At 42.8% G+C, this 18468-nt stretch carries 17 protein-coding genes; 13 read left to right on the top strand and 4 right to left on the bottom strand.

Annotation, left to right across the window (positions count from 1 at the left end; translation table 11 throughout):
• Positions 1–529 precede the first annotated feature (529 nt).
• A complete protein-coding gene (locus tag FXV91_RS04430) occupies positions 530–931 on the bottom strand; it encodes a hypothetical protein (protein ID WP_229388798.1) in 402 nt (133 codons plus the stop codon).
• Between the two features lie 916 nt (positions 932–1847).
• Between FXV91_RS04430 and FXV91_RS04425 the strand changes: the two genes are divergently transcribed.
• The 8 genes from FXV91_RS04425 to FXV91_RS04390 all read left to right on the top strand — a co-directional run bounded on the left by FXV91_RS04425 (position 1848) and on the right by FXV91_RS04390 (position 10012).
• Positions 1848–2075: a winged helix-turn-helix domain-containing protein gene (locus FXV91_RS04425; RefSeq protein ID WP_011032206.1), complete on the top strand. Its 228-nt coding sequence runs from the start codon at positions 1848–1850 to the stop codon at positions 2073–2075.
• A gap of 297 nt (positions 2076–2372) precedes the next feature.
• Entirely contained in the window at positions 2373–3029 is a 657-nt protein-coding gene (locus FXV91_RS04420; RefSeq protein ID WP_255679918.1) for a flavodoxin family protein, read from the top strand.
• Positions 3030–3144: 115 nt separating this feature from the next.
• Positions 3145–5439: a CDC48 family AAA ATPase gene (locus tag FXV91_RS04415; RefSeq protein ID WP_229388794.1), complete on the top strand. Its 2295-nt coding sequence runs from the start codon at positions 3145–3147 to the stop codon at positions 5437–5439.
• 324 nt (positions 5440–5763) lie between these two features.
• On the top strand, positions 5764–6327 hold the full coding sequence (locus tag FXV91_RS04410; RefSeq protein ID WP_229388792.1) for a CBS domain-containing protein: 564 nt from the start codon (positions 5764–5766) through the stop codon (positions 6325–6327).
• A 338-nt stretch (positions 6328–6665) separates the two neighbouring features.
• Complete coding sequence (locus FXV91_RS04405) at positions 6666–7817, top strand: alanine--glyoxylate aminotransferase family protein (protein ID WP_229388790.1); 1152 nt, start codon at positions 6666–6668, stop codon at positions 7815–7817.
• Positions 7818–7904: 87 nt separating this feature from the next.
• Positions 7905–8369, top strand: coding sequence for a riboflavin synthase (gene ribC, locus FXV91_RS04400; protein WP_229388787.1), 465 nt, complete (start codon positions 7905–7907; stop codon positions 8367–8369).
• Positions 8370–8409: 40 nt separating this feature from the next.
• Entirely contained in the window at positions 8410–8814 is a 405-nt protein-coding gene (gene ribH, locus FXV91_RS04395; RefSeq protein WP_011032198.1) for a 6,7-dimethyl-8-ribityllumazine synthase, read from the top strand.
• 55 nt (positions 8815–8869) lie between these two features.
• Positions 8870–10012: a pyridoxal phosphate-dependent aminotransferase gene (locus tag FXV91_RS04390; protein WP_229388785.1), complete on the top strand. Its 1143-nt coding sequence runs from the start codon at positions 8870–8872 to the stop codon at positions 10010–10012.
• 77 nt (positions 10013–10089) lie between these two features.
• Here FXV91_RS04390 and FXV91_RS04385 read toward each other — a convergent pair whose 3' ends face one another.
• A complete protein-coding gene (locus FXV91_RS04385; protein ID WP_229389742.1) occupies positions 10090–10545 on the bottom strand; it encodes an FAD synthase in 456 nt (151 codons plus the stop codon).
• Between the two features lie 328 nt (positions 10546–10873).
• Between FXV91_RS04385 and FXV91_RS04380 the strand changes: the two genes are divergently transcribed.
• The 3 genes from FXV91_RS04380 to FXV91_RS04370 all read left to right on the top strand — a co-directional run bounded on the left by FXV91_RS04380 (position 10874) and on the right by FXV91_RS04370 (position 14007).
• Positions 10874–12376: an L-aspartate semialdehyde sulfurtransferase gene (locus FXV91_RS04380; RefSeq protein ID WP_229388768.1), complete on the top strand. Its 1503-nt coding sequence runs from the start codon at positions 10874–10876 to the stop codon at positions 12374–12376.
• A 2-nt stretch (positions 12377–12378) separates the two neighbouring features.
• Complete coding sequence (locus FXV91_RS04375) at positions 12379–12765, top strand: 4Fe-4S binding protein (protein WP_229388767.1); 387 nt, start codon at positions 12379–12381, stop codon at positions 12763–12765.
• A 429-nt stretch (positions 12766–13194) separates the two neighbouring features.
• A complete protein-coding gene (locus FXV91_RS04370; protein WP_229388766.1) occupies positions 13195–14007 on the top strand; it encodes a DUF166 domain-containing protein in 813 nt (270 codons plus the stop codon).
• Between the two features lie 178 nt (positions 14008–14185).
• On the opposite strand, the gene FXV91_RS04365 is transcribed toward FXV91_RS04370, so the two are convergent.
• Complete coding sequence (locus FXV91_RS04365) at positions 14186–14878, bottom strand: AIM24 family protein (RefSeq protein ID WP_229388765.1); 693 nt, start codon at positions 14876–14878, stop codon at positions 14186–14188.
• 216 nt (positions 14879–15094) lie between these two features.
• Between FXV91_RS04365 and FXV91_RS04360 the strand changes: the two genes are divergently transcribed.
• Positions 15095–15457 carry an Mth938-like domain-containing protein gene (locus FXV91_RS04360; RefSeq protein WP_229388764.1) on the top strand — a complete coding sequence of 121 codons (363 nt, stop codon included), beginning with the start codon at positions 15095–15097 and terminating at the stop codon, positions 15455–15457.
• A gap of 245 nt (positions 15458–15702) precedes the next feature.
• Here FXV91_RS04360 and FXV91_RS04355 read toward each other — a convergent pair whose 3' ends face one another.
• The gene (locus FXV91_RS04355) at positions 15703–16581 is read right to left on the bottom strand and encodes a mechanosensitive ion channel family protein (RefSeq protein ID WP_229388763.1); all 879 of its coding nucleotides are present in this window, start codon (positions 16579–16581) and stop codon (positions 15703–15705) included.
• 467 nt (positions 16582–17048) lie between these two features.
• Here FXV91_RS04355 and FXV91_RS04350 point away from each other — a divergent pair, with 467 nt between their 5' ends.
• Positions 17049–18326 (top strand): cell surface protein, encoded by a 1278-nt coding sequence (locus tag FXV91_RS04350; RefSeq protein WP_229388762.1) that lies wholly within the window; start codon positions 17049–17051, stop codon positions 18324–18326.
• Positions 18327–18468 lie beyond the last annotated feature (142 nt).

Here is an 18468-nt window from a genome sequence, read left to right as displayed (position 1 = left end):
CTAACCTGTATTTCACCGTCAAGTCTTCATCGTGAGCAACTATAAACACAGGTTAAACAAGGTAGTGCCAACTATTCGATTTTTCTAAAAAGCTCCAAACGGAGCAGCTTGACTCTAAAGCGAGAGAAGTCATGAGACAAATGCAGCAAGTAAAGGTATACAGGAACAGTTGGCAGGAACAGGAAGCTTCCTGAAAGGTTCAGGATCAATAGTGTCCTTATTATTATTATTATTATTATTATTATTATTATTATTATTATTATTATTATTCGTATATTCAAAGTCGATCTGGCAAACAATCTATCCCAGGTGTTGAAATAATAGTTTCACGATCATTTCCCGGGTTTCAGGAACCCTGTACAGTCCTCTTACTGAGTCCTTAGAGACCGAAGATGTCAAGCACTCTGCCACAACTGGTCCATTCATGAGCTTTACTTATGATGAAATTATCTAAGCTAAATTATCTATAAGCTAAATTATCCAGAAGCTTGTAGCTTACAAGGCTTTCAGCAGGTCGTTGACATCAATCTCATCCTTTAGTATTTGCCAAAATCAGTAGGAAATCAGGGATATCATAACGTTTGTTTACAGCTACAATGGCTAAAATAGGAAAGTATATATTCTCGCCGTAAATCTCAGGATAGTACTGATTTGATTCATCAGTGGTAATCTGTGCTTCAGTGAAGTTAGAGAGATCATACATGTAGATATCCAGGTTTCCATTGCGATAATCTGCCCACACTATTCTGTCCTCATAGATATCAGGAATATTTTGAGAAGATCCATTGGTAGTTATCTGAATTTCATTTATAGTGAGTTGGGTATTTTGTACAGTAGACGCCAATGCGGCAGATGAAACGGAAGTAAAAAGAAGTAAAATCAGAGATATTGAAGTTAAAGTTATCAAAAAAAGCTTTTCTTTTTTGTCCATTTATGTTCCCTTTTCCACCAATCATTCAAAACAATTAAACAGTTACCACTTTTTAATTATGTTTATCCCTTTTCTTTTGAATGCAAACTCTATAGAAATCCTTTAATTTAGAGAATTACCGGGGGATAAAGGTTGGATCAAAGCTAACCTTCGTAGAATCACTGTGACGGCACAAAAAGTAAAGAAGAGACTCTAAAAATGTTGAATCTAAATAATATCTTACCTTTAATCTTTAAAATGCGTCCCTATTTTTTGAGATCGTAACCAAAATCTCCTTTATTTCTTCATAATCAAAACAATTAATGATCCGTGTAATCCGCGTAGTTGGCGCTCCTCTTTATCCTGAGCGGAATGTTCCTGAATTCTACCGGGCTGTAAGCAGCCCGGTTTTCAAAAAATCTCAACAAGGCGTTAAAATTACTTTTCTTAGTCATTTCCAATAGATTTTTATGGTCAATAACTGCTGAAAAGAGATTTATATTCGAGCCATATATTATTAAAATTAAAGTCTTTCACAACCTGTTTCCTGGGGAAATTAAAATTTAAAGGGTCATAAGGGCTTGAATATCTTTAGATCAAAAAATCGGCTAGTAATTAACTAATGACCTTTAAGTGGCCGGAATAATGAATTTGAATCTTAGAGAGTCCACTGAGTTTTTTGAGCTTAATTATATCTGAAACTAAACAGTTTTTTTTATATAGTAACAGATTGTATTTGTATATTTATGTATTAGCTGCAGGTTAAATTTTCCTTTTAAAACTTAATACTTTATATAATACTGATATCGTTATATAGAAAGGGAAACGATAAAGACTTAGAATCTTTGTTACCTACAAAAAGATACGCTTTAATATATTTTGAAAGCGTTGATTCTTACAAAGATTATTTCTATTAACAGTGGGGGAGGAGTAAGTATTGAAGAGAAGAAGCAGGACAGATATCGCAGTAGATATTCTCAGAGTGGCGATGAACGGGGCAAAGAAAACGCATATCGTTTATGAGGTAAACCTTAACTTTAATATTGCTCAGAAATATCTGGAAATGTTAAAAGAAAAAGAGCTTATCAGGCACGAGAATGGCGTTTTCATCACAACTGACAAAGGAAAAGTCTTCCAGGAAATGGCTAAAGAACTTAAACTTTAAGAATTTTTCTATTTCTCTTTAGATGTTTTTATTTTGTTTTCATCTGCTTTCTTTTTATTTTTTATTTTTTCTGTCTTCCCGGTTTTCATCTTCCCTGATCTATGAATCCAGGACCCCTCTCTATTTTTTATCAAAGATTGAGTAGCGAACTCATCCGGGGAATAAAAGATGAAGCCTGATTTCATAAGGAAACCGGCATCGCGGCAGTAAATCCATAATACAGCTCAGTTAAGTAATAATCCTTCTGAACATTTATGCGCTTCCGTATTTATAAAGGCATTTGGAAACATATATACTATGGCGATGAGGGCGCTTTTTTTGAACTGCACACTGAAAAAATCACCTCAGGTATCGAACACCCATGCTCTTGTTGACAAAGCTGTGAATATTCTTAAAGAACTTGATATTGAGAGCGAGGTCATAAGGGTTGTTGACCACAATATAGCTTTCGGGATTTCCTCAGACGAAGGAAACGGAGATGAATGGCCCCTTTTACTTGAGAGAATAAAAGCCTGCAATATCCTGGTTATAGCAACTCCTATCTGGTTTGGAGTGCTTTCTTCCGTAGCCAAGATGGTAATTGAGAGGCTGGACGGGACCTATATGGAAGGGGATCCCGAAACCGGGCAGTACCCTCTTTACGGAAAAGTCGCGGGAGTTATCGTTACGGGGAATGAAGATGGGGCGCATGACGTATGTTCTACCATACTCTTCAACCTCACACACCTGGGATGTGCCGTGCCTCCCAATGCGGACTGTTACTGGGTCGGGGATGCAGGCCCGGGGCCCAGCTATATCGAAGCAGGAGGGGAAAGGCACCTTTACACGAATCGGACGGTAAGATACATGGCACATAATCTTGCGTATTTCGCAAAGCTTCTCAAAGAAAATCCTATTCCTACCAACTTGAAAATGCTTGATGAGGAGGCAAAAAGGGTAAGCGACTCGGTCTAAATCAGCTTTAAAAAGCCTTGTGTTACTTTTTACTTGTTTTCGTTGCTTTTATTTTCAAATAGCTGCATACTTTTGCTGAGGGGAACATTTTACTGATAGAGATGGAGGATTTTATTTGACTGATGGGGATAAATCGATTATAAAACTTAAGGTTGCAGAAGCAGATCAACGGGATGTCGGAAAAGGAATTGTCCGAATTGATGAAAGGTTCAGAGAAAGGATGGGCCTGAAACCCTTTGACGTTGTGGAGATCAGAGGTGGAAAATCGACTTCTGCCCTTATAGGCCGTCCTTATCCCAGTGATGCGGGCCTTGATATTGTCCGCATGGACGGGCTTATCCGTATGAATGCAAAGACGAGTATAGGGGAATACGTAGATATCCGCAAAGCAGACTGGAAAGAAGCAAAAAGTGTAACCCTTGCACCTGTAGCCAAAGGCATGCAGATATATGCCCCAAGTGAGACTCTTAAAGCCGTATTCATGAACCGTACGGTTTCAAAAGGGGATTTCATTTCCACTACAAGCCTCAGACGGTCCAGGGAGAGGGAGACTTTCGGTAAAGGGGTTATGTTCGAGGATTTCTTCCAGGACTTTTTCGGGCAGGGTTTTGGCCAATCTTTCGGGCTTGGCGAGATAAAACTGCAGGTGGTATCTACTGCCCCGTCGGGAATAGTGAAGATTACTGATATGACACAGGTAGAGCTTTTGCCTGAGGCTACGGAGGTAACCCCTGAACAGAATATCCCTACTGTAATGTATGAGGACCTGGGAGGGCTTAAAGATGCTATTAGCAAGGTAAGGGAAATGATAGAACTGCCTCTGAAGCATCCTGAGCTCTTTGACAGGCTTGGAATCGATGCTCCGAAAGGGGTACTGCTGCACGGGCCTCCCGGGACGGGCAAGACAATGCTTGCAAAAGCAGTTGCCAACGAATCAGATGCTTATTTCATTTCCATTAACGGCCCGGAAATTATGTCAAAGTACTACGGAGAATCCGAGAGGGCAATAAGGGAAATCTTTGAAGACGCAGAAAAGAATGCTCCGGCAATTATTTTCCTGGACGAGATTGATTCTATTGCTCCTAAAAGGGCTGAAGTGACCGGAGAAGTCGAAAGAAGAGTGGTCGCTCAACTTCTTTCCCTGATGGATGGGCTTAAAGCCCGCAAAAACGTGATTGTTATAGGGTCGACCAACCGTGTTGAAGCCATCGATATTGCCCTCCGCCGCCCGGGCAGGTTTGACCGGGAGATTGAACTTAGAGTTCCGGACACGGAAGGAAGGCTTGAGATTTTCCAGATCCATACAAGGGGCATGCCTCTTGCAGAAAACGTAAACCTGATGGATTTTGCCCAGATAACTTACGGGTTTGTGGGAGCTGACATTGCTGCGCTCTGCAGGGAAGCAGCCATGAGTTCACTGAGGCGGGTTTTACCGAGAATCAACCTTAATGAACCCGAAATCCCGAGAGAAATCCTTGATTCCCTTCAGGTCACAAGGGAGGACTTTGAAAACGCCCTGAAAGATGTCCAGCCGTCTGCTATAAGGGAAATCCTGATAGAAGTCCCCAACATCGGCTGGGACGACGTTGGCGGTCTTGAGGGGGTAAAAGAACTTCTGAAAGAGGCTGTTGAATGGCCGCTCAAGAGCCCTGAATCTTACAGGGATATAGGGGTTGAAGCCCCCAAGGGTGTGCTTTTATACGGGCCTCCGGGTACTGGAAAGACCCTCCTCGCAAAAGCCATTGCCCACGAGTCCGATGCCAACTTTATCACCGCTAAAGGGAGCGACCTGCTCTCCAAATGGTACGGGGAATCCGAAAAGAGAATTGCCGAGGTCTTTACGCGTGCACGGCAGGTTGCTCCTTCCATCATTTTCCTTGATGAACTTGATTCCCTTGCACCTATCCGCGGGGCTTCTACAGGTGAGCCTCAGGTTACAGCAAGAATCCTTAACCAGCTCCTTTCTGAAATGGACGGTCTTGAAGAACTCAGGGCTGTTGTGGTAATCGGTGCAACCAACCGTCCTGACATGATAGACCCTGCTCTTTTGAGACCCGGGCGTTTTGATGAGCTTATTCTTGTGCCTGTCCCGGACGAAGGGGCTCGCAGGGAAATTTTCAGGGTCCATATCGAGAATATGGCTCTTGCGGAAGATGTCGATATTGAAAAACTCGTTTCCCTTACAGACCAGTATACAGGTGCGGACATTGCAGCCGTATGTAAAAAAGCAGGACGGCATGCACTACGTGAAGACCTCCATGCAAAAAATGTTAAGCAAAAACATTTCCTTCAGGCAATTGAAGAGACCGGGCCTTCAGTTACTCCGGATACCATGAAGTACTACCAGGCAATAAAAGGCGAACTGAGAAAAAGGAAATCCAAGGAAATAGAAAGTTCCTATTATATCTGAGTATGAGAAGGAATTCTGTTTTCTAATTTTTATTTTTGTCCCTTTGAGGATTCTCTTTTCAGCCTTCTTTTCTATTTTTATTATTTGTTTAATTTTTTTAGACGTGGCATTCTTTTTTATTAATTAGTACTTAATTTTTTATTACTGTAATTGTACCATTTTTTTCTTAAATCGGTTATTTTTTAATTTAATTATTTATTGACAACCTGTTTCACTGGACGTTTCTGGAAATGGTTAAGTGGCTCCGAAAGTGATTTATATATAAACTCTTTAAATTATGTTAACCAATGACATTAAATACCATAATTACTATCGGTAATATATATGCAGCTTCCAACACCCGAAGATCTTAAAAAAAGAAGAAATGAACTCGGGCTTACCCAGAGCGACCTGGCTAAAAGGGCAGGTGTAAGCCAGCCTCTTATAGCACGTATCGAATCTGGAGATGTAGACCCCAGGCTCTCAACGGTCAGGAAAATCCTTGATGCTTTTGAGGAAGCTGAAAAGGAGCAGCAGATCATTATAAGGGACCTGATGCATTCCCCTGTCCTTCATGTTTCTCCTGAAGACTCGGTAGAAGAGGTGGTAAACCTTATGCATGTTCATGGTATTTCACAGATCCCCGTGCTTGATAGAGGAATTCCGGTTGGAAGTGTTTCGGAAGATATGATCGTAAAACTGATGGGTGAGAGCAAGAAAAAATCCATATCTCAGTTGAAAGTTTCAGGGATAATGGGGGAGTCGTTCCCTACAGTATCTCCCGGAATCTCGATCTCAGTAGTTTCACATATACTTGAAGGAAATCCTGCCGTACTTGTAGTAGAAAAAGGAACAGTCGTGGGAGTTGTAACAAAACACGACGTAATGAAACTTCTTCAGGGCCAATAACCGGAATCCTTTTTCCTTAAAGCCAGAATCTCAGATTGAACATGGAAAGCACATGAATTATATACTAGGATTCAATTAAACCTGAATCCTTAATTTAATTCGGTACTTAACCTGTCTGAACTGTCCGGAGAACATGGTAAATGCAGTCGAAAAGGTATCAGGGCTTAAGGTACTACGGATCCCTCCGGCATGCCGTATCTATAAGTATATTACCCTGAACTATTTCAGGACTACATTACTGAAATAATTTCAATATCATAGAGTTTACATAAATCCCCCTCAATTAATAAAAACAAAAACCAATTTAATCTTTGAAAAAAGTGTGGAGTATAATAAATATGGATCTGGAAGATACCCTTCTCATGATGCCTGGTCCCGTACCTGTCGCACCCAGAGTCCTTAGAGCAATGTCAAAACCGATGATCAACCACCGGAGTGCTGAATTTGCCGGAATTTATACCGATTGCAGGGCAATTCTTGCAGATGTTTTTCAGACAAAAAATGACATCTTTTTGCTCAGTGGTTCCGGGACTGCGGGAATGGAAGCCGCAGTCGGGTCCGTGGCCGGAAGCGGGGATAAAGTTATCGCTATAGAGAACGGAAAGTTCGGAGAGCGTTTCAAAGACCTTGCAGCTCTTTATGCTGAAGTGGTGCCCCTGGAGTTCGAATGGGGTCTTCCTGTTGACCTTGAACAGGTTAAGGAAAAGCTCGAGGAAGGGGCAAAAGCTATCACCCTTGTCCACAACGAGACCTCTGCAGGTATCATGAATCCTGCTGTAGAAATCGGCAAGCTTGCAAAAAAGCACGACGCTCTTTTTATTATGGACGGTGTTACCTCCCTCGGGGGAGATGAAGTCAAAGTCGATGAATGGAATGTCGATATTGCAATTGTTGGTTCCCAGAAATGCCTTGCAGCTCCACCGGGAATGGCAGCTGTTTCCGTAAGCGAAAAAGCCTTTGAGGCTATGAACGGAATAAAGAAGAGGCCATACTATAATGACCTTAAGGCATATAAAAAAAGCGGGGATAAACCCAGGCCTGAAACGCCTTACACTCCTGCAATTCCTCTCTTTTATGCACTTCAGGAAGCCCTTCATATCGTTAAGGAAGAGGGCATGGAAGCAAGGATCAAAAGGCACAGAACCCTCTCCGAAGCAGTAAGAGCAGCAGCTGGCGCAATGAACATAGAAATGTTCCCACAGCTTAATGAGTACAGCCAGTACTCCAACACTATCACTGCAATGAAATCTCCTGCAGGAGTTGATGGTGAAGACATTAAAAACGACATGAAAAAACGTGGAGTAATTATAGCTGGCGGGCAGGAACGCCTGAAGAGCAAGATTTTCAGGATTGGAAGCATGGGAAATGTGACTGCAAGGGATGTCCTCTCCACTGTCCAGCAGCTCGAAATCGTGCTGAGTAAGCGGGGTTATATTGGCAGCGTGGGAGCAGGCACTGAAGCTGCATCACGTGTCATTGACAGGTTATGAGAATTCCAAAAATCCTTCATAACCAAGGTTTATAAACGTTTCAGGAAAACCAGAAGAATATTAAGCTTTAAATTCGATCGGATTCACATGCCCACAATAGGAATTGCAGATACCACGTTTGCGCGCTATAATATGGGGCGTGCAGCAATCGACGAGATACAGAAAAACGTATCCGTAAAGATTAAAAGGGTAACCGTACCCGGGATAAAGGACCTTCCGGTAGCAGCCAAAAAGCTTATCGAAGAAGAAGGCTGCGATATCGTAATGGCCCTTGGAATGCCTGGCGGGAAGCAAAAAGACAAAATGTGCGCTCATGAAGCTTCTCAGGGCCTTATTATGGCTCAGCTTATGACAAATACCCATATTATCGAGGTCTTTGTCCATGAAGATGAAGGAAAAGACGAAAAAGAACTTGCTTTTCTCATGGATCAAAGGACCCGGGAACATGCCTTAAACGTGATAAAACTGCTCTTCAAGCCGGAAAAACTGGTAAGGGAAGCCGGTACCGGTCAGAGGCAGGGTTTTGAGGACGCAGGTCCTTTGAGAATGTGAAGCGACTTTAAGTTAAAAACAAGACTGGAGACCTTACTAGATGACTATCAGCCTAGGATTTGTTGTAGCTGAATTTAACAGGGATCTGACCTACCAGATGGAACTGCTTGGAAGAGAGCATGCGGAATTCCTGGGGGCAACAGTTAAAGAGACCATTCTCGTGCCCGGAGTCTTTGACATGCCTCTTGCAATCAAGAAGCTCTGTCAGAGGGAGGACATTGATGCAGTGGTTACCATAGGGTCGGTAATCGAAGGTGAGACCGACCATGACCAGGTGGTTATGCAGCATGCCGCAAGGAAGATCATGGATCTTTCCCTTGAGTTCAACAAGCCAGTAACTCTCGGAATTCCGGGTCCGGGTATGACCAGGATGGCTGCTCATGAACGTGTCGACTATGCTAAAAGGGCAGTAGAAGCTGCAGTCAAGTTGGTGCGGCGGCTGTGAAGTTCCTTGATGCTTCAATAAGCTAGCAAGAGTGTAACAAACCAGGACCATCTCTATGACATCCGCAAGGCTCAAGCGTGTAGAAGAATCTGCAACGATCAGGATCTCCAACATCGCGACCAGAATGATTAAAGAGGGTACAGACGTTATCAATTTTAGCCTTGGCGAACCTGATTTCGACACCCCTAAAAACATCTGTGATGCTGCAGCAAAGGCTATGTATGAGGGAAAGACCCACTACGCTCCTTCTGGCGGTATTCCGGAATTAAGGGCAGCGATTGCCGAAAAGCTGAGAACGGAAAATCGCCTGGATGTGACCGAAAAAGATGTGCTGGTCACCCCGGGTGCAAAGCAGGGGATTTTCGAAATAATGATGGGTGCCCTCGACGACGGGGATCAGGCACTCCTCTTTGATCCTGCCTGGGTAACCTATGACGCCTGCATTCGTTTTGCAGGAGCAGATACTGTCTGGGTTCCTACAGTCCCTGAAAAAGGGTTCCTGCCTGACAATTTCGCCGATTACATAAACGATAAGACAAAGCTCATTGTTGTAAACAGCCCGGGCAACCCGACAGGCGGCGTATTCGGGAAAAAAACCCTGCAGTGCATTGCAGATCTTGCAATTGACCATGACCTTCTGGTAGTCTCAGATGAGATCTATGAGAAAATCATCTATGACAGGGAACATATCAGTATTGGCAGTTTTGACGGGATGCAGGAGAGGACCATTACTGTAAACGGCTTTTCCAAAGCGTATGCAATGACTGGCTGGAGACTTGGATACCTTACCGCTCCTCCTGAGATCTTCAAGCTTCTACAGAAGATCCAGTCCCACTCTGTAAGCAGCGCCACTACTTTTGTCCAGTATGGCGGGCTTGAAGCCCTTCAGGGCCCTCAGGACGGAGTGAAGGCAATGGTGGACCGCTTTAAAATGCGCAGGGACATTCTCATTGATGGGCTGAATAAAATAGGGCTTGAATGCAAGAAACCGGATGGAGCTTTCTATGCCTTTGCCAATGTGAGTGAGTACGGAAACGGGACCGAGGTTGCTGAAAAGCTACTGAGGGAAGCTCATGTTGCAGTAACCCCTGGAGTTGCTTTCGGGTCTTCCGGCGAGGACTTTATCCGGATTTCCTACGCAACATCCATTGATAGAATCCGCGAAGCGCTTGAAAGGCTTGAAAAAGTATTTGCATAAAACACGATTCCGAAGCGACCTTTTTAATAGAGGTCCGGAAAGTATTTTTTTAAGTATAGAGAACGGTAGGGGTAAGTTTACCCATACCGTTTCAGGACTTCTTTTATAATTGCGCCGGTACTGCAAAGAGGGCATCTTTTTGAAAGTGGAATCCTGACCACTTTTGCAGGAAGCCCTCTTTTAGTAAGTTCTATCTCCAGAAGCTCAATGTCAAAATGCTGGTCATAACCCAGAGCAATGATATCCGGTCTTATTTCCTTAAGGGGTTCGAACATATCCTTTTCACTGCCAAGAGTGGCTTTGTCTACCGTTCCAAGTGCATTCACCATCTCAAGCCGCTGCTTCTCAGGAACTATTGGTTTTGGCTTATGGGTCACGTTGGAATCCCTGGCAACAATGACGAAGAGTTCATCTCCAAGAGCTCGTGCCTGGGTCAGGAAATAAACATGTCCCGGATGGAGAATGTCAAAAGTTCCGGTAGCAAGTACACGCGTCAATAAATCACCTGGTCTCGGGTAATATCCTGTAAGCATAAGAAACTTACTGAAAATAGCCCTGTTCCCTGACCATAAGAGTTCCATGTTATGCAACCTGTATATAGTGTGAACGCGTGTTGATTATTCTATAACTAGCCTCCATGATAATGGGCTTCGATTATCGTAAGTAATATATATGGCTCATAAATATGATTATTAATTATTAGAATGAAGACCTGACAGCAGTAGTCTGAAGATAAATAATGCAATGCCAGAACTTTTTACCTCTCACGGAAGTAGCTGTTACCCCAGGGGTTATAACAAGTAATATATAATTCTGGCAAAAATTACCATCTAGATAAGTTTATAAAAAGAGGAAACCCCCATGGTTAAAAAATCGGTTCATGAGATCAATAAAAAAATTGAGGATGGGAGCGTCAGTGTAGTCACAGCCGAGGAAATGGTCGGAATTGTTGAAAGTCTTGGCGTGGAAGGTGCCGCGAGAGAAGTTGATGTAGTCACTACAGGCACGTTTGGAGCCATGTGCTCTTCAGGTTTGATGCTTAACCTGGGTCATTCGGAACCCCCAATCAAGATCCAGAAAGTATGGTTCAACAATGTAGAGGCATACAGCGGGCTTGCTGCTGTTGACGCTTACCTTGGAGCTGCCCAGATCTCGGACACACGCGGGATACAGTATGGTGGAGCGCATGTCATTGAAGACCTGCTGAGAGGAAAAGAGATCAATGTACACGCAACCTCCTACGGGACGGACTGCTATCCCAGGAAAGTGCTTGATACGACAATCACCCTTGATGACTTAAACGAAGCAGCTCTCCTCAATCCCAGAAATGCCTACCAGAAATATGCTGCTGCAACAAATAGTTCCAAACGGATACTGAATACTTATATGGGAGAGCTTCTGCCCAACTTTGGTAACGTAACCTATTCCGGAGCAGGAGTCCTTTCTCCCCTGTCAAACGACCCGACCTACGAAACTATAGGAACAGGCACAAGGATTTTTATCGGCGGGGCCCAGGGTTATGTTATCGGGAACGGGACCCAACACTCTCCCTCCAGCGGTTTTGGTACCCTCATGCTTAAAGGAAACCTTAAGGAAATGAACCCTGATTATTTAAGGGCCGCTTCTTTTACAGGCTACGGGACAACCCTTTATATGGGAATCGGAATCCCAATACCCATTCTTAATGAAAAGATCGCAGCCTCAACTGCAGTGCGTGATGAGGATATTACTACCAGTGTTCTTGATTATGCCGTGGGCAGCAAGGATAAGCCTGTGGTCAGGCAGGTAAATTATGCCGAACTCAGGTCAGGCTCTGTGCAGATTGAAGGAAAAGACGTTCTAACCTCTTCCCTTTCAAGCTTCAAGAACGCAAGAAAGATTGCAAATGAACTTAAGGAATGGGTAAAGCACGGCAAATTCTTTATCAGCGCGCCTGTGGAAAGGCTTTGCTGTGAAGGCTCGGCAAAATCCATGAAACAGACACAGGCAGTGCCTCTTGTAAAAGATGTCATGTCCGATTTTATTGTTACTATCAAAAAGAACCAGACTGTTCAGGACGCTGCAAAGAAAATCTGGGAGAATTCGTTCAACCACCTTGCAGTGATTTCGGATACAGGTGAACTGGTAGGAATACTTACTGCCTGGGATATCTCAAAAGCTGTTGCCGAAAATATTTTTGATTCCGTAGAAAGCGTCATGACGAAAAAGGTCCTGACCTGCGCTCCGAACGAACCTGTGGACCTTGCAGCCCGCAGGCTGGACCGCTATGGAGTTTCGGCAATGCCTGTGATCGATGCTCAGAAGCGGGTACTTGGAATTATCACAAGCGATAATATAAGCAAGCTCCTTGCAAGGAGGTACTGAGCATGAAAATAAAGATCAGCATCCCTACGGAAAGGATACATAACCCCATTATCTCCGAGTCTATTATCGAAACCGGAATTCTGCTTAATATTATGGTCGCAAATATTGACTCGACTTACGGAGAACTGATTGCAGACGTTAAAGATTCCAGGTTCGACAAAATTAAAAATGCTCTCGAGTCAAGAGGGGCAATAGTTGCAATTCTGGATCGCCCCATTCACAGGGATGAAGAAGAATGTGTTGAATGCGGAGCCTGCATCTCAGTCTGCCCGATGAATGTTTACGCTTTTGATGAAACCTGGAGCCTTTGCGTGGATGAAAAGAAGTGTATCCAGTGTGGTATGTGCATAAAGATGTGCCCTCATGGGGCTTTAAAACTGGGAGAATGAAAGAGAACTGATCCGCGGATTTTCTTCTTTTTTCCATCTTTTCCTTTTTTTCTTCACACTTTCCCGATCTTTTTACCTTTTCCTCCCTCTTCCCGGTTTTCAGCTTTTTATTCCTCTTCGAGCGCTCATACACAGATTTAGTTGTGGATACTGATTTCTATCTTGAAACTCCCATTATTTATAGATTGAAACAAATAATTATAATGTATAGTAAGATGATAACAGGTGAAAGTTGTCTGCTGTGAGAAGTGTGTGCTGTCTGAAGCACCTTCTGTCAGAACTACCTTTTAAAAGCATATCAGCAACCCCGCAAAAAAAGATTTTTTTCTCTGTATTTTTCATTATGAGATACAAAACAGGCGGGGATCGTTACAACAAAAGCGAATTTGCATAGTGACATTGGAATCCTTGAAAAAGGAGAGCAAAAATATGAGAATCCTCGTACTCTATACAGGCGAACTCGGAAAAAAAGTTATCCAGAATTTGGTAAATTCGTCAAATTTCTGCGTTTCGTGCGGTGAGCTCTGCAACCACTGCCGGCAGGCAAGGAAATCTTATGCAAACCTGATTGTGGGAATCCATGAGTTTCCGGAAGACCTGCCTCCGTTTATCGAAGAGCCTGCCCAGTTTCTGCCTCCATCACTTCCGGAATGTGATTTGATCCTTGCTATAGGGATCCACCCTGACCTCCTTGCGGCTCTTCCCGAAGTCGTGCAGAAAACCGGGGCAAAAGCCGTAATTGCGCCTGCTGAAGATTCGAAGAAAACTCCTGCCGGTGTCCTTGAGCAGCTCAGGAAAGAACTCGAAGCTACAGGTGTTGAATTTGAGGCGCCGAAACCCTTCTGCGCCCTCGAAAAAACCGGAAAGCCAGTGATAGATTCTTTCGTTGACCTTGGCTTCGGAAGACCGGTGCTCAGGGTCGAGATGAGCCCTGACGGGAAAATGTTCGTAGGAGCAGGTGTAATCCGGGACGCTCCATGTGGCTCGACCTGGTTTGTCGCAAAAAAACTCGGTTGGACCGACCTTCCGGGATATAAAGAAACCATCTCAGGAGCTCACCATTCCTATCCCTGTACCGGGAGTATGGACAAAGACCCTCAGATAGGGGATACTATCCTGCACAAAGCTGGATACATCATCAGGGAAGCTGTAGAAGACGGAATGGAGTGTGCAAAGAAGGAAAAAACCAGGTTTTCGGCAACCTGCGGCGATGAAGTTGAAGCCATGGCTTCTGAAAATTAAAGTGGGAAAGAGGAAATGCGCAATTTTCCTGTGCCTTTCCCTCCTTTTCCTTTAGTAAAAACCCTGACTTGATTAAGTTTGTTATTTATATTGTAAACTGTTTTTATATTGTAAATTGTTTTTATATTGTAAACTGCTTTTACACTGTAAGCCATTTTTACGCTGTAAACTATTTTTTTCAGGTCTGAGCCTGGAAATAAATCTCTTCATAAGGCTGGACTACTACAAACCCTTCTCCTCTGAAAACCATCTGGATAGATTCTCCGCTGCCTCTTCCAACGAAACTTTTCAAGGAGATATCAGTTTTTATCTCAGGTTCCAGATTTCCTGACCAGGCAACTGTGGCGTTAGGGTCAGTGAAGACCGGATGTTCTTTAGTTACCCTGAAAGTTACAGGATCGTGGTGAGTGGTGATGGCAACCATACCGTTTCCTTCCAGTTTTACGTTGAAAAGCCCACCTGCCATCACTCCTGCAGGCTTTTTCATCAGCTTGATGTCCCAGTTGATAGTATTTTCAAAGGCCAGGATGTCGTTACCATTTACGAATATAGAATCATTTTCAAGTTTCAGAACTGATATTTTCTTCCCCTTGTCCGCAAGATAGAGCTTCCCTCTTCCTTCGGCTTTTGTGAGACTGACCCCTTCTCCTGTCAGGGATACTTTCACGAGCTTCCCAAGTCCGTGTTCGAGGACTCCTTCCCGAGTAAACTTTATATTCCCTGTGTATGCGACCATGGAGCTCATTTTGGTCCATACCATACTATTGAGATTAACTTCAAGCAGGCGTTCTCGTTCCAGCTCAAAAATTCCCTGTCCGAGGTCTCTTTCTCCTGTGCTTTGAATAAAATCTTCTAATGAATAGCGTCCCATTATTATTCACCTCTAATTCATTTCTTTAATATTATTTAAATGTTCAATAGTCTTTAATAAATATAAATAAATTTCCTATGTCCCTTTCAGAAAGCAAGGAAAACCGTACTGACATGAGTTCAGGTTCCGGAGCAAACTTCCTGTTATATATATGAAGCATGCAAAACAATTGTAATATGAAATCTCGTTTTCAGTCTTTAATTTAAGAGGTAAACCATGAAACCAAAGATTGATTCCACAAGTTTTGGTTCAATTACTGTAGAAGGAGAGACTTTTGATTACGATATTCTCATCCGCCTCGACGGCAGGGTTGAAATGCGGGAAAAAATGCTCTCAAAAGAAAAGTATGGGACTTCTCATAAAATCTCTCTTGAAGAAGCAGAAAATATCTATGAGGAGGGGACAGAAAAAATAATCATCGGGACCGGACAGACAGGTTTTGTGAAACTTTCGGAGGAAGCTGAAGACTTTTTCACGGGAAAGAAATGCGGGGTAGAGTTATTCCCGACTCCCTGGGCAATTGAGCGCTGGAATGAAATCGAAGGCAGAGTTTCGGCACTATTTCATATAACCTGCTAAGAAACAAAACAGACCGGCTGGAAATAAAACAGATAATTGACAAGAATTGACAGGCAATTTTATAAACCGGGCAGAGCTGTCTGGATTTCTTCTGAAGCAGCCCTGCCCTGTATTTAGCTCATGTAACTATACTTTTTCTGCTTTTGTCCGGTTATATTTGTTCCAATACTATTAATCCAATACTAATTTATCCAATACTTATTTATCCAATACTTATTTGTCCAATACTAATTTATCCAATACTATTAGTCCAAAGTTATTATTCCAATGCCTTTTACTTGAGTTTCTTTTATCTCCCTTTTTACTTCCTTTACATGTATTTCCATCTGAGGGAAGGGGATTTCAATTCCTTCTCTCCTGTAAGCCTCAAAGATTCCGGCAGTCAGAGTATTCTTTACGGCTGCAAAATCCCCGGTTTTCGTCCAGGCTCTGAGCTGCAGATTTACGGAAGAATTGGCAAGTTCGGTAGTGACCACTGCAGGTTCGGGTTCCTTAAGTATAAGAGGGTGACCTTTCATAATATCGAGAGCTGTCACGATAGCTTTTTCAATGTCTGAAGAATAGCTTATGCCTACATCCACGGAAGCCCGTCTTGTAGGCATGCGTGTCATATTGACAATGGAACTCCCCCATACAAGCTTATTCGGGATTGTTATAAGCTGGTTGTCAGGGGTCAGGAGTTCTGTTGACATAATCCCTACTGCTCTTACTTTTCCGGTCTGCCCGTTTACGACCACCATCTCTCCCGTATCAATAGGTCTAATTGCCGCAACCCATACCCCGGCTGTTATGTTCGTAAGGGTATCCTGCATCCCCAGACCCAGGACCAGGCCTATTACCGCAGAAATTCCTATTACAAAACTATCCACATCAAAATTCAGGCTCTTCAAAAAGACCAGAATAACTATCACATACAGGAGAATGCTCAGGAAATGTGCCAGAAACTGTGTGGTAAGGCCGGGTAGTTTTGTTTTCTGTATTCCTTTCCTGAGTATATACACAAGAAACTTTACTGAAATAAATCCTGCAATCAGCACTATTATTGCGAAAATCAGCCTCGATACCGTTATATCAGTATACGGAATCACCTTCTCTATTATTCCGTTGCTTATTCCATCATTCATTTTAAATCTCCTGTTTTATCTCCTAGATTTTTTATCCCTGAATGCCGAAAAGCTCAAAAGGCTTTTTATACCTCTGACTGGTATTTTTATAACGTTAGTCCCGGATACATCGGTTGGATTATATTGGTTGGATTTGCCTTCAGCATAAAATATTTTAATCGATTTGTATGTGTCTTCTCGAGGATAGCTTTTCTTTTATCCCTCTTTTACTCAAGAATAGGATTACATAGAGCAAACTTTAACATATACAGGGACTAAAGAATTATACCTCTAATAATCGCATCAAATAGTTGACTTTATCAAATTATTTAGCTTATTGGATTATTAATTGTTTTAAGTTCTAAATCTAAATCTTAAATCTTAAGTCTTAAACCTTACCAAGTTATAAACCTTATAAAAATTATTAGCTCAAGTATTTATTGACTTTATATGTTTATTAACCTAATCAAATTCAAGGAAGGCCCATATTGAAGTGGATTAAAAAGCTCTTCGGAAAACAAGAAAGATCACATGAAAAAGCTGTTTCCAGCGAAGTCAGTTTTGATGAACTGCCCGTTTGGCTGGAGGAGAATTCTCAAAAAGTATCTTCTGAAATAGAAAAGAATGTTTCAGGCCTTTTCAGAGAGCTTGAGGTTGCAATTTCTGAGCTTAAAGAAAGCAATGCCCGGCTTCTGGAAGCAAAAGTTGAAGGAGATTTTGACATAAGGGCTGTAAAACGAGCGAAGAGCAACCGGGAAAATGTAACAAAGCAAGTAGGAGTATTCATAGATAAACTCGGAGTTCTGGAGAATACCGATTTCAGGGCTCTTAAAGGGTTTCATGAAGCAGCTGTGCAGAACCTGGACACCTGCCTTGAACATATGAACCAGAGTTTCCGATACACCAGGGTTGTCTTTCCTCTGGAATCAAAAGATGTTACTGAAAGCCTTGGCAGGCTGGGTCAGGTCCTTAATAGTCTCAGGGAAACAATCAGGGAACATAAACAAGAAATGGACGCTATCGAAGCAGCTTCTATAGGCATAAAGGAAGCGAGAGAACTAACTGCTTCAATAGAGGCCGAAAAACTGGAACTCGAATCTAAAAACAGGAAAATTCTGGCTTTAAGAGACGAAGCTGCCAGAACCGGTCAGGCTCTCGAAGAGTTCAAACGGGGAGAAGCCTGGCAAAGTATGCAGAGCCTCCAGGATGAATTAGATACAGCCAGAGACAGGCTCAAAAAAGCCGAAACAGGCCTGAACTCCCTTTTCGTTCCTTTTTCAGGCAACCTCTCGAAGATAAAAAAACTTCATGAAAGCGGCAGGTATACCTTGAAACCAGAGGTAAAGCAGCAGCTTGACATCTGCCTTGAATCCCCTGTAAACCTTGATCCTTCTTTTTTCCCTGAGCTCCAGAAAATTTTTGAGGACCCTGCTCTTGATATACAAACTCAGAAAAAAGAAAAAGCCCTTTCACAGGTCAAGTCCGCATCTTCGGCCTTTGAAGAGAAGAAAAAAGAGTATATTGAGGCCCGGAAGGTTTTTGAAGCAAAAAAAGCCGAACTGGCAGGCTCAGATACCGGAAAACTTGCCGGACTTGAACATAAAGAGACAGAACTGCTGGCAAGAGCCCGTCTGCTTGAAGAAGAGATCGAAAGTTCCGAAAAGAAACTGGCTGCCTTAAAAGAAGATCTCAAAACTAGAGAAAAAGAGCTTCAGGCCAGTGTGGCTATAATTGACAGCACTGTAAGAATTCAATTCCTTCCCTGACATTCCAGCGTTATAATATTACCTGAAGGGCCTGAAACAGGGGTAATTTAGAGAAATCCCTCTTCCCTGAGAAATAGTTTCCCTGATAAATCCTCCTCTTAACCACAAATTATTTTTCAATCTAAGTTTTCTGTCTCTTCTT

It is taken from the genome of Methanosarcina sp. DH2, assembly GCF_020804225.1.
Lineage (GTDB): Archaea > Halobacteriota > Methanosarcinia > Methanosarcinales > Methanosarcinaceae > Methanosarcina.
This window is presented reverse-complemented; position numbering and strand designations above follow the sequence as displayed.

Bases quoted from the DNA above. Each gene is read 5' to 3' on its own strand.
- FXV91_RS04380 (WP_229388768.1), top strand. From the start codon at position 10,874: ATGGTTAAAAAATCGGTTCATGAGATCAATAAAAAAATTGAGGATGGG.
- FXV91_RS04385 (WP_229389742.1), bottom strand. From the start codon at position 10,545: ATGCTTACAGGATATTACCCGAGACCAGGTGATTTATTGACGCGTGTA.
- ribC (WP_229388787.1), top strand. From the start codon at position 7,905: ATGCCCACAATAGGAATTGCAGATACCACGTTTGCGCGCTATAATATG.
- FXV91_RS04355 (WP_229388763.1), bottom strand. From the start codon at position 16,581: ATGAATGATGGAATAAGCAACGGAATAATAGAGAAGGTGATTCCGTAT.
- FXV91_RS04375 (WP_229388767.1), top strand. From the start codon at position 12,379: ATGAAAATAAAGATCAGCATCCCTACGGAAAGGATACATAACCCCATT.
- FXV91_RS04360 (WP_229388764.1), top strand. From the start codon at position 15,095: ATGAAACCAAAGATTGATTCCACAAGTTTTGGTTCAATTACTGTAGAA.
- FXV91_RS04420 (WP_255679918.1), top strand. From the start codon at position 2,373: ATGGCGATGAGGGCGCTTTTTTTGAACTGCACACTGAAAAAATCACCT.
- FXV91_RS04365 (WP_229388765.1), bottom strand. From the start codon at position 14,878: ATGGGACGCTATTCATTAGAAGATTTTATTCAAAGCACAGGAGAAAGA.
- ribH (WP_011032198.1), top strand. From the start codon at position 8,410: ATGACTATCAGCCTAGGATTTGTTGTAGCTGAATTTAACAGGGATCTG.
- FXV91_RS04430 (WP_229388798.1), bottom strand. From the start codon at position 931: ATGGACAAAAAAGAAAAGCTTTTTTTGATAACTTTAACTTCAATATCT.
- FXV91_RS04370 (WP_229388766.1), top strand. From the start codon at position 13,195: ATGAGAATCCTCGTACTCTATACAGGCGAACTCGGAAAAAAAGTTATC.
- FXV91_RS04410 (WP_229388792.1), top strand. From the start codon at position 5,764: ATGCAGCTTCCAACACCCGAAGATCTTAAAAAAAGAAGAAATGAACTC.
- FXV91_RS04405 (WP_229388790.1), top strand. From the start codon at position 6,666: ATGGATCTGGAAGATACCCTTCTCATGATGCCTGGTCCCGTACCTGTC.
- FXV91_RS04390 (WP_229388785.1), top strand. From the start codon at position 8,870: ATGACATCCGCAAGGCTCAAGCGTGTAGAAGAATCTGCAACGATCAGG.